Origin of the sequence: Bacillus cereus group sp. BcHK124 (genome assembly GCF_027712065.1) — a bacterium.
Taxonomy (GTDB): Bacteria; Bacillota; Bacilli; order Bacillales; family Bacillaceae_G; genus Bacillus_A; species Bacillus_A pacificus.
The window spans coordinates 1-12,148 of the sequence record NZ_JAQFPJ010000029.1 but is presented as its reverse complement, the minus strand read 5'-3'; the positions used below and the strand labels follow the sequence as shown (position 1 = coordinate 12,148).

Sequence of the window (12,148 nt, the reverse complement as noted above, 5' to 3'; positions counted from 1 at the left end):
AAGCTCGGGCTTAGGCCCGAGCTTTTTACTTAATATCAGTTTCTTCGATTTTCATTAAATTATCAAGAGTTAAATTTACCCCTCGTAAACGTACTGCTTGATTTCGTTTTGTTTCCTCATATACATTACGTACGTACCTTCCGTTACCAAACTGTTCTGCTGTTCGAGCTATTTCGGTTTTCTCTCGAAGTTTCTCATAAGCAGCCTCTGTTAGCTCATATCCGTTCTCTTTAAACATTTTCTCTCCCATTTGCAGTAGCTCATCAACACTATAATCTTTAAATTCAATTTTATTTGGAATACGTGATCGCAGTCCTGGATTTGTATTTAAAAATCCTTCCATTTCATCCGTATAACCAGCAAGAATTACAATTAAATCTTCACGATAGTCTTCCATCGCTTTTAATAACGTATCAATCGCTTCCTTCCCAAAACCATGGCTAGTATTTACATCTTTAGCTAGGGCGTAAGCTTCATCAATAAATAGCACTCCACCAAGAGCCGATTGAATCACTTCTTTTGTTTTTATAGCCGTTTGACCTACATATCCAGCAACAAGGCCAGAACGATCTACTTCAATTACCTTATTAGAAGAGAGAATTCCTAACTGATAAAGTAACTCTGCCACAACTCTTGCTACAGTCGTTTTTCCTGTTCCTGGATTACCAGTGAAGATCATGTGTAATGCGGATCCTTCATCTACTGGCAAACCTAAGTTTTTCCTTGTTTGTGTAATTCGAATTTGATCTTGTAAACTTCTCATAAAGTCTTTCACTTCATTCAATCCAATAATTTTCTGTAAATGTTCTTCTAATTGGAATTCCGCAGTTGCATTATTTTGTTCCTTCTCAAAATCTTCAGGAAGTAAAGTAACCATTTCATTTTCATCTAGAATTCCTTCATTTACAATCCGATTATCTAACTCCCTCTTAGCTTTCTCAATCACATTTCGTACTAGCCTTCCATTTCCTGCATCGGCTTTCAAGCGTTTAACCTCTCTCGCAAGCACTTTCGACAACGGTGCAATTGACTCCTCTGCTAATACAAGTCCTTCTTTTTCTGTCGCTACCTTTGCAATCTCTACTAATTCAGCAACCGAATAGTCTGGGAAATATACATCATTCGGGAATCGAGATTTCAAACCTGAGTTAGCTTGTAAAAAGTCCCTCATTTCTTTCTCGTATCCAGCTAGTATAACGATAACGCTATCTCGATGATCTTCCACTAGTTTCACTAACGTATCAATCGCTTCTCTACCAACATTATCAGTACTCAACGCATATGCTTCATCTATAAACAGTACTCCACCAAGTGCAGACATAAATACTTCTCTTACCTTCTCAGGCGTTTGACCAGCGTAAGGAGAAATAAGATTACTCTTATCCACCTCAACCAATTTACCGCTTTTTAAAACCCCCATTCTCTTTAATAAATCACCAACTACACGAGCTACCGTCGTTTTTCCTGTCCCTGGATTCCCAGTGAAAATCATATTTAAATTTTGAGAAGACTTCTGCCTAATCCCAACGCTTTGGCGAAGTTGCTGGGCAATTAGTTGTTTTTCTAATGAACGGACGAAATCTTTTATGTCTGTCAATCCAACAATTGTTTCTAGTTCTTTTTCTAAATCAAAATCTTTATCTCTTGTATCTACGAGAAAATCTGATGCTTTAAAAGTAATAAGTTCTGTTGAATCCGTGTATTCGTATCCATCTTCACTAATTCGTGCCGACTGTCTACGCTCCCCTTCTTCCACAATATTTCTAATCATTCTTCCGTTTCCTGATTCTGCGGAAGATAGCTGCATTTCAGATTCTACTCTTTCCACTAAAGCTTCTCTTGCCTCTTCTGATAAATGGAATCCTCTACCTTTAATCATGCTTTCTCCAATCGCAACAAGCTCATGTAATGAGTAATCTTTGAAGTCAACATTTAAAGGGAATCGAGATTTTAGGCCGGCATTTGTTTTTAGGAATTCTTTCATTTCCTTCTCATACCCAGCTAGTATAACGATTATATTCTCTCGATGATCTTCCATAAGTTTTACAATCGTATCGATCGCTTCTTTCCCAAAACTATCCGTAGCTAACGCATACGCTTCATCTATAAATAAAATCCCACCTAAAGCTGACATAAATTTGTCAGTTGTTTTCGGTGCTGTTTCTCCTACATATCTCCCAACAAGTCCACCTCGATCTACTTCAACAAAGTGTCCTGATTTTAAAATTCCCATCTCTTTCATCATTGTCCCTAATAATCTAGCGACAGTTGTTTTACCAGTTCCAGGGTTACCAGTAAAGATCATATTCAAGCTTTGATTCATCGTAGAGTGTAATCCAGCTGTCTTCCTTTTCTTTTGCGCTACAAGCTGAAGTTCCATCTCCCTCATAAACTCTTTCACTTGATTGAGACCGATGATTTTATCTAATTCAGCATTTAAGTCAAATGTATTTTCGGCACCTAATCCAAAATCTTCTTTCGTTAACATATTTAATTCTTCATCACTTAAAAATTTTAAAGATTCACCAGAATTTTTGAGTCGACCTGATTGCTCTGCTATAGCTTTCTCAACAATATTTCTTGCCAATCGTCCATTTCCAGAATCATTTTTCCCAGGTATTTGTTTTCTCATAAATTCTTCAATCAAATCATCTTTTAAATCATCTGCAATCGTAAACCCTTCACTTTCTACAATTTTTTCAGAAATCATGAAGAGTTCTTCAGATGTATAATCTGGAAAATCTATATGATTATTAAATCTAGATTGCAGGCCTGGATTTGTCTTTAAAAAATCGTCCATTTCATCCTTATATCCAGCAAGAATGACAACTAAATCTTCTCTAAGGTCTTCCATTCCTTTAACTAAAGTATCAATAGCTTCTTTTCCAAAATCACTTTCTCCACCTCTAGCTAAGGAGTATGCTTCATCGATAAATAAAACCCCGCCTTTTGCAGAATCAATCACAGCTTGTGTTTTTGGCCCTGTCTGCCCTACATATTGTGCAACTAAACGTGCTCGGTCCACTTCCACTAAATGACCACTTGATAAATAACCTAATGCCTTTAAGTATTTCGCTACTAACCTTGCGATAGTAGTCTTACCGGTACCTGGGTTTCCTGTAAAGATAAAATTCATCGTTAAACGTGTTTGTTTCGCCCCGCGAGATTGTCTAATCTTTTGTAGTGCCAAGAACTCTTCCAGCTGAAAAACTCTTTCTTTCACTGCATTTAAACCAATGACTTTTTCAAATTCTTTTTTAATATTTTCTAAATTCTCTGCCCCTGCTTTTTTACGAGTAACTTGTATTTTCTCCACACCATCATCTAAATATAATTCATCTGATGCTGTAAGCTGATAAATGATGCCAGGCTCTATTTTTCCTGATATGCGTAAATTTGTAATGGATTGATAAATATCGTCTTCTATATAACTCTTAATCCCATGTACCCCCATTGTTAAATTAGCTTTCTCAACAATAAAGTCAGATACACCATGTGTGTAGTTCATATTTACTTGTAATTTCGTATGAATACGTTTTTGATATTTTTTCAAATAGCGATCTGATATTTTTGTTAAAGTACGGGGCGGTAATACAGACGTTTGTGGATAATCTATTATTTTCTCTAATACTGTGGCTGGAAACATTGTACGAATATCTTTCAAATCTTTTTCGGTAGATAAAATAATTAACTTATTTTCTATTTGAATCGAATCAATGCTTTTCTCCGCTAAGCTGCTATATGTTTTTTCGAGCGATTGCCAATTCGCATTATAAACATAACGATCCTTCAACTTAATTTTTCCATCCATAATTAATTCTGATAACTTAGAAATTAAATCAGGTGGACATTTATCGACATTATCAAAGTACAGTACATCTGATTCAGACTTGATTCCTCTATACACATCTGATAAAAAAGTACTTTCAATATCTGATGCACCAAGCGAACTGCTAATATCAATATAGTGTACATCTGGTTTTTCATATAAATCATACTCATTCATAATCGCCGTTAAATATTTTACGGATTTATATATACCTGTACCTTTTCGACCAGAGACAAAAATAACATTTTTTAAGTTCGCATCTGGACGTTCGTAAATAAAGCTTCTCATATAGCCCATACATAACTGATCGATAAACTCTTCCTGCCCGAGTATATAGCTATTTAAACGTTTTTTCCCATCTTCAAATACACTTTTATACTTATCGATTTCGTTATTACGATTTTGCTCCCCCGTATTTGAATCGTAATTTGGGTCTCTTCTTCTTTGTTGCTTATATTCTTCTTTAGGGGGTTGCTTCACATTTACTCTTTGAGCATTTAACATTAACTCACGGAATCGATCAGCCCACGAGGAATTCGGATTTCTCATTAAGAACTTCTTACAACACTTTATGCATTGCGCTTCCATTTCTGATTGTAAAAGAGCTTTCGCATAGTAATACTCTAATTCGTCACTCTTTCCGTTTTTCAACGCTTGTTCAAAATATGTAATCGCTTGTTCCACATGTTTTTTTTCAAACAGATAGGCTTGTCCCATTCTAACATTCGCTTCATGGTGCAATGAATCTTGGCTTAAAACTTTATTGAAATAAAATCTAGCTTTCTCATAATTTTCTTGTTTTAAATATAATTTTCCTAACCCCATTAACGTAGTAATATCTGCTTCACCTAAATTATATGCACTTAGAAGCAATGTCTCTGCTTGATTAAGCTGATTTAGTTCTACATATGTTATCCCTAAATACACCATATATTCGCTATTACTCTCATCTAATGATAGCGCTTGCTCAAAATACGTTTTTGCCTTATCGTAATTTTGATTATGTAAAAATAACAACCCAGCTAAATAAAATAACCCCGGATGATCAGAATATTGAGTAAGTAATCCTTCAATTTGAGTCAATGCTTTTGACAACTCTCCTGAATGGACATTTGCTTCAAATAATGATTTAAAGGCCAAAAACTCTTCTTTGTTATACAAATTTACCGTTGACATTGTATCCCTCCTATAAAGCAATTAAAGATTTATGAATAAAGAAAACTCCTATATAGGAGTTTTCAAAGTGTTCATCATCTTCTACCAAATACAACCGCTATGGCGGTTAAAATACTTCGATTTCGCTTCTCTCTTTGGCCTGTATGAACTTCTTTATTATCAAGCCAAACTGGAATTCTACTAATTTTCCAAACAAAATAAAGCAAAGCTCCACTAATTAATAAACTAATAAATGAGAAAGAAAATAGTGCATTTAAGAACCATATTGCTGGAATGAATCCTAAACCAACAAAACGTCCTACAAGGAACTTTGTTTGTAATGCTTTTTCACCCAAATCAATAAATGTTTGAATGTATCCAAGTAACTCTCTATCTGTCGCATAAATCTTAGCTTCTCTTAATAAGATTAGTCCTTGTTCAGCGCTCTCTTGAGAAATAAAGCTATAATAAGTCTCACCATTACTCTCTTGAGGGTAAAGCATTGATAAACACTTATAGTAGTAATTATAAGCTAATTCATTGCCTAGACTTGGGTCTTTCCCATATGTTTCAATTAATTGATGTAAAATGTCAATCGCTTGATCATAATTATCTCTATGTCTTGCGATAACTGCCATTCTGAAACGATATGCTCGCTCATTCGGGTTAATACTTAATGCTTGTTGAGTTAATCTTTCAGCGTGATCTAATCGCTCTTCGAAGCTTAATTTCGGATGATCCAAATAAACATCAGATAAATCATAATAGAATACATCGTTATTCGTTTCGATATCCATCGCTTTTCTATACTCATAAATCGCATCATCAAACTCATTCCACATATAATGTGCTCTCGCTAATATCGCCCATCCGTGTGCGTTAGCTCCATAATCTTCAGTGACTTTTTTTCCTACAACAATCGCATCTGCAACTCTTCCTTCTTCTAATAGACTCCATGCAAGATCTATTAATTCTTGTGCAGTAGTTTCTGTTGGATTATCAAACTGTTCTTGTTGATTCGTATTCACTTCAGGTTTAGAACCTTCTAACATACGATTATACTCGCTTCTCTTCGCTTCATCCAAAAGGATTACCTCAGCCTCAGCAAGAATCTCAACTTTTCGTTCTGCATCCTGTCTACGCTTTAAATCAGGTGCATTCGTTCTCCCTAACCATTTTCGCTGCGCCTCAATTAACTTCTCTTTCAGCTCGCTTGCTCCAATATTCGGATTGACCTGCAGCAATTCATAATAATTCTCCAACGGTTAAACACCCCTATCCGTATAAAATACATCAAAAAAAAATCGTTATTCCACTGAAATTCCTGCTAATTTTTCAGCTTTTTGTTCAATTGCTGCTTCTGTTAAATTTGATTTTCTTTCAATTTGCATTTCACCTAAATGTTGACCAGTATTTTCATCTTTTCCATAAACATGTACAACGCCATTTTCGTCATATGTAAAAATGAAGCGAACTGGGTATCCTTGTGGTTTTGGTCCTCTTAAATCTAGATTCGATTCACCGATAACTTTTACAAAGTCAGGGTCACTGTCTTCCCCTTCTGTTACTTGAACGTGAAGAGATGTTTGCCCATCATTAACTGTATAAAAGACAGCTTCTTCACTAGCTGGAATTGGTGTATTTCGAACAATCATTTTTTGGTTAATGAATCCACCAGTGTTATTATCATGAATTAAAATCCCTAAACTGTGTGAGTTTACATCTACTACTCTCGTTTTTGGTTTAAACTCTTCTGCATTGTTAGACGCTTCATTATCTACTTGTAATAAACTTCCTTGAATAGCAGCTCCTAATGCAACTACTTCATCAGGATTTACATCTTTTGAAGGCTTAATTCCTGTTGTACGTTCAATTAAATCTGATACAGCTGGAACTCTTGTCGATCCACCAACAAGTACAATCTTATCAATGTCTTCCCAAGCTAAATCAGCATCCATCAAAACATTTTTCATAATTAAAGCCGTACGACTTAAAAGAGGTGAAAGAAGTTCATCAAATTTTTCTTTTGTCACTTCGACTTTTACTGTACGCCCTTGAGATGAAAGTGTAATAACCGATTTTTTACGAGATGATAGCATTTTTTTACAAGCTTCCGCTTTCTCACGTAAATCTTGTACTGCATTTAAATCATCATATAAATCTAATCCATGCTCTTCTTCAAATTTCTGTTCTACTAATTCAAAGATTTTGTTATCAAAATCGAAACCGCCTAAGTTACGATCTCCCCCAGTAGCCTTAACAACTACTTCATCTTGATTTAGTTGTATCAGCGTCACGTCAAATGTACCTCCGCCTAAATCGTACACCATTACATTCTGCTTTTGCTCACGATTCGCTAAACCATATGCTAATGCAGCAGCCGTCGGTTCGTTAATTACCTTAAGTACATGTAAACCAGCAATTCTGCCCGCATCTTGCGTTGCTTTTCTTTGCGCATCATCGAAATAAGCTGGTACTGTAATAACAGCTTTCGTCACTTTAGCGCCTATTGCTTCTTCTGCATCTTCTTTTAAACGTTTCAAAATAAGAGCCGAAAGATCCTCAGGTGTAAATACCTCTCCACCTATCGGGAATTTATAACTTGCATTTCCCATCTGTCTCTTCACAAATTGAACAGTATTCGTTGGGTCTGATACAGAAATACTTTTTGCAGTTGAACCTATAACAGGTGATCCATCTTCAAAAAATATAACTGATGGAGTAACTCTTTCTCCCTCACGGTTTGGCAAAATTGTTGGGTTTCCACTATCATCTATGTATGCCACCGCCGAGTTGGTTGTTCCTAAATCGATACCAATAATCACCTAATCAGCTCCTCAATATCCTTTTTTCACTACATATTGTTATAACAAATAAGATAAATCTAACATTTTTTTCACAAATTTACCATAATCACGACTCATTAATTATAATAAATAGTTAAAAAAGTTCCGTCAATGAAAATTTCCCGTAATTTAACTACATCATTTTATGTATATTTTATACCTTCTACAACCATTTTTGTTGTGTTTTTTCAGAAAAATCATAAAATATTTTCTGATATAAAAATATGGCGGCTTTAGCAAGTACGCTACAAGCCACCTTAACTACAAATACATTAAATTTTTTCATCTACAATGCGAATCATAAAGTACTCAACAAGCGATTCAATTGTTGGAAACTTAGTCCCAACTTCGTTCAAGTCCATTTCAAAGTTCAACTCGAAAATATCATGTAATTCAATAAGAGCCGAAATGAACATCCCTACATCCCCAGTGTATGCAACAGGTGATCCATCTATCTTCAACTCTTCTACTGGCTTTAATCCTTTTTCCGAAATCACCGCTAATACCGATGCAATTACAGATTGTATTAAATTCTCTTTTATTGTTTTTAATGTTGACATTTTATCCACCTCATAAATATTTTATTAAACTACTATCTTTTTCGCTTATACAACAGTTTTCCTAATTTAATAGTCAGGCGAGGGATAGCAATCGTAGCATACGTAACGTGACGTCCTAAATTTTGAGCTTCTTCTCCCAATCCTTTCACAAATTCCCTCGTGAATTCTTTTCTTTCTAATAATTCTTTATAATGCGCAATGGCATTTTTCCATTGTTCTACAAATGTATCACCTTCACCATTTTCTTTCCCTTCCTCAACACGTGTACGAATGTGACGAAGAAACGGAACAACTTCTCCTAATATGCATTCCGTTATTTCACTTGCAAGTTCATCCATAATTTCTTCCATTCCCTCTTGTAATGTTTCACTTATTTCTTCGGGAATTTCATCTACACCGAGTTTCTCTTTCACATAATTGTCTACCGACTCTGCGAGTATACTATTATTTCCTTGCAACGATTCTCTATAAGGTCACTTATCTACATTAAAAATCTTCTTCCCACGCTTCTTTTGCATCTATTAATCTTCGCAAAAAAAACTCATAAAAATTATTTGCTTCAATTGTTTCATCAATCCCCATTTGTCTATCCCATACTATTACCGGACACTCATTATTCTCCATTTCATCTGTATATAAACAATAAGCGTATTCTCCGCTATCTTCGATAACAACTAAATTTTTATCTAATCCTAAATCCCTAAACCTTTCTGTTTCAATAACAACAGAAGCTATATTTGACTTTGCTACTCCTAAAATATCAACACCAAACATCCCCCCAGATCCATAGTTAATTAGAAACCATTGATAACTTTTAGGGAATACTACCCCTAGCTTATTTTGAATAGTATTTATTTGCTTTTCATCTATCCCACCTGTGAAATCATCTAATTCCATATTTTCATTAATAAAATTAATTAATTCCTTCTGACCCATAATTCTTTTCACCTCTTAAATTTGTTCATTCTCTATTTGTCTAGCTCTCCATCTCCAATATTTTGTCCTAAAGTTATCATATTGCTTCCTTAATACAGGGTTATTCCTAAAACTCCCACCGTTCTCCACTAAACCATGCAAAATTTTATTATACTCATCATGCATACTCGCTGGAATTTCCACCATTGAGCCTGGCTCTCTTTGAATTAAATGATGAAGCTCTATAGCGGTTCCATCTTTCCAAATTGGTGCTCTTCCTTTTTTCATCAATTGAACGTTCGTCATACCAGTTTTCAAGTCAATTCTCTCGTAATCAATATCTAACCTTTGAAAAACCCGTCTGCTAATATCCCTTGCTTCCCCATCAACTTTAGTTGTCCCAGTATATTCCACAGCTTTATAGTTTTTATATTCTTTACCTAAAGTTTTCTCTGCCACATCAACAACTGTATCATTTAATTCTCGCTGCATCTCTTGCTCTAAATCGTCTTCCACTACACTTTCACTATTTGGAGCAAAAACAGAGTGTGTATTATTTTCTTCAAAATGAGATAGATCTTCTTCATCTATTTGATCCTCTATCCCCTTCCTTTCTATTTCTTGAACTTTTTTGTATCATCTTTTTTCTCAGAAGCCTTATCATCAACTTCATCAAATAACCCTGGTGTGTCCATATATTTGATAAGATACATTCTTCCATCTTCAAACAGATGTCTCGTTTCTCTCTGAATACCTTTTATATTATAATCCCACCATGCTTTTGGGCTCTTATTAGCTACCTCTAGCTGCGCCTTAAAACTACTTATTATCGTATTTGCTTCACCAGCTTCTCTCCATTTTTTATCACGTGCTTCCAAAACATCTCTTGCATCAGCTAACGGCTTATACTTATCAATGATTTTATCCGCTACTTTCATACTATCTTCATAAACTGTTTTTATTTCTCTACTAAACTCTTCTTTATTATATTTAAACCATTCTGCCGGCCCTTGCTTTATCGCTTCTATTTGTGCTTTAATACTACCTTTCAATGTGTACTTTTCGTCTCCAGACTCGCTCCATATTTTCTCGCGTTCTATGACAACCTCTTTTATAGAAAATAGTATTTTATTACCTTCTATCATTTTATTTGCTACTTTCATACTATCTTCATACACATTTTTTATTTCTTTACGAAACTCTTCTTTGTTATATTCCCACAATCTACCTTCTTTTGCTGCATCTATTTGTGCTCTTACACTATTTTTACACATTTCCAATAGCGTTGCGCCCTCGCCATCTTCTATTCGCTTTTCATGTCTCTCTCTCAATGATACTTTTGCATTTGCTATTACCTTATAAGTATCAGTAATTTTATCTGCTATTTTCACGCCGTCTTCATACACATTTTTTATTTCTTTACGAAACTCTTCTTTGTTATATTCCCACAATCTACCTTCTTTTGCCGCATCTATTTGTGCCCTCACGCTATTTTTACACATTTCTAATAACGTTGCGCCTTCACCATCTTCTATCCGTTTTTGATGACGCTCTTCCAGTGACACTTTTATATTTTTTAACGTTTGATAATTGTCGGTAATTTTATCCGCCATTTTTGCACAATCTTCATACGCAGTTTTTATCTCTTTACTAAACTCTTTCTTATTGTACTCCCACCATGCTTTTGGCCCTTGTTTTGCGGCTTCTATTTGCGCCTCAATACTACTTTTCAGTGTGTATTTTCCTTCGCCAGCTTCATTCCATTTTTTATTCCGCTCTTCTAGCACTTCTTTTATAGGACCTAGTATTTTATTATTTTCAATTACTTTATTTGCTAACTTCATTCCATCTTCATACACATGCTTTATCTCTTTACGAAACTCTTCTTTGTTATATTCCCACAATCTACCTTCTTTCGCTGCATCCACTTGTGCTTGTATGGCATTCTTCCACATTTCTTTAAAACTATCACCATAGCCAGCTTCTCTCCAAGCATCTTTTCTTTCTTTTAAAATTTGTCCAATCGTTCGTTGATCTATCTCTTTCTTTTTCTGATCAAACAATTTATCTAGGTCGAATCCCGATTCTTCTTCAGTCTCACTTCTCGGCTCAAACTCTTTTTTAACAGTTTCTTCTCTTGAACCTTCCGACGAATCGGTTTCTTCTATATTCTCTCTTGTCTCAGAGGGGTTCTCATCCTCCTGCACTTCTTGTTCCAATGGTTCTTCTGACTGATCAAGCGCCTTGTCTTCTTCTGTTTCTTCTTTTTTCGGCGTTTCTTCTACTTGTTCTGGGTTCTTTTCCACATCTTCTTCTGTTGTTTCTCCCCACTGATCAAGTTTCTTGTCTTCTTCTGTTTCCACTTGCTCCGGCATTTCTTCTACTTGCTCTGGGTTCTTTTCTCCTGCTTCTTCCGTTGGTTCTACTGTTTGATCAAGCGCCTTGCTTTCATCTGTTCCTTCTTGCTTCGGCGTTTCTTCTACTCGCTCTGGATTCTTCCCTCCAGTTTCTCCCGACTGATCAAGTTTCTTACCTTCTTCTGTTTCCACTTGCTTCAGCATTTCTTCTACTTGCTCTGGGTTCTTCCCTCCAGTTTCTTCTGTTGTTTCTCCTGCCTGATCAAGTTGGTTTTCTCCATCTGTTTCCACTTGCTTCGGTGTTTCTTCTACTTGCTCTGGATTCTTCCCTCCAGCTTCTTCCGACTGTTCTAGTTTCTTACCTTCTTCTATTTCTTCTTGCTTCGGCGTTTCTTCTACTTGCTCTGGATTCTTTTCCACATCTTCTTCTGTTGTTTCTCCCGACTGATCAAGTTTCTTACCTTCTTCTGTTTCCACTTGCTTCGG

Annotated in this window: 7 protein-coding genes and 1 pseudogene; all 8 read right to left on the bottom strand. The window is 35.5% G+C overall.

Going from position 1 to position 12,148, the window contains the following annotated elements:
• Nucleotides 1–25: 25 nt before the first annotated feature.
• Nucleotides 26–5,005 carry an AAA family ATPase gene (locus tag PDK19_RS24960; RefSeq protein WP_049111531.1) on the bottom strand — a complete coding sequence of 1,660 codons (4,980 nt, stop codon included), beginning with the start codon at nt 5,003–5,005 and terminating at the stop codon, nt 26–28.
• A 74-nt stretch (nt 5,006–5,079) separates the two neighbouring features.
• Entirely contained in the window at nt 5,080–6,246 is a 1,167-nt protein-coding gene (locus PDK19_RS24955) for a tetratricopeptide repeat protein (RefSeq protein ID WP_049122490.1), read from the bottom strand.
• Nucleotides 6,247–6,291: 45 nt separating this feature from the next.
• Nucleotides 6,292–7,809, bottom strand: coding sequence for an Hsp70 family protein (locus PDK19_RS24950; RefSeq protein ID WP_270708163.1), 1,518 nt, complete (start codon nt 7,807–7,809; stop codon nt 6,292–6,294).
• Nucleotides 7,810–8,102: 293 nt separating this feature from the next.
• Nucleotides 8,103–8,390: a hypothetical protein gene (locus PDK19_RS24945; protein WP_000105691.1), complete on the bottom strand. Its 288-nt coding sequence runs from the start codon at nt 8,388–8,390 to the stop codon at nt 8,103–8,105.
• Between the two features lie 32 nt (nt 8,391–8,422).
• Nucleotides 8,423–8,803: a hypothetical protein gene (locus PDK19_RS24940; protein WP_049111580.1), complete on the bottom strand. Its 381-nt coding sequence runs from the start codon at nt 8,801–8,803 to the stop codon at nt 8,423–8,425.
• Between the two features lie 73 nt (nt 8,804–8,876).
• Entirely contained in the window at nt 8,877–9,326 is a 450-nt protein-coding gene (locus tag PDK19_RS24935; protein WP_049111581.1) for an SMI1/KNR4 family protein, read from the bottom strand.
• A 15-nt stretch (nt 9,327–9,341) separates the two neighbouring features.
• Entirely contained in the window at nt 9,342–9,821 is a 480-nt protein-coding gene (locus tag PDK19_RS24930; RefSeq protein WP_229136441.1) for an HNH/ENDO VII family nuclease, read from the bottom strand.
• Nucleotides 9,822–9,919: 98 nt separating this feature from the next.
• Nucleotides 9,920–12,148 (bottom strand): annotated as a pseudogene (locus tag PDK19_RS24925) (hypothetical protein); the annotation flags it as partial.

Coding starts and splice junctions, on each gene's coding strand:
- PDK19_RS24960 (WP_049111531.1), bottom strand. CDS start 5,005: ATGTCAACGGTAAATTTGTATAACAAAGAAGAGTTTTTGGCCTTTAAA.
- PDK19_RS24945 (WP_000105691.1), bottom strand. CDS start 8,390: ATGTCAACATTAAAAACAATAAAAGAGAATTTAATACAATCTGTAATT.
- PDK19_RS24935 (WP_049111581.1), bottom strand. CDS start 9,326: ATGGGTCAGAAGGAATTAATTAATTTTATTAATGAAAATATGGAATTA.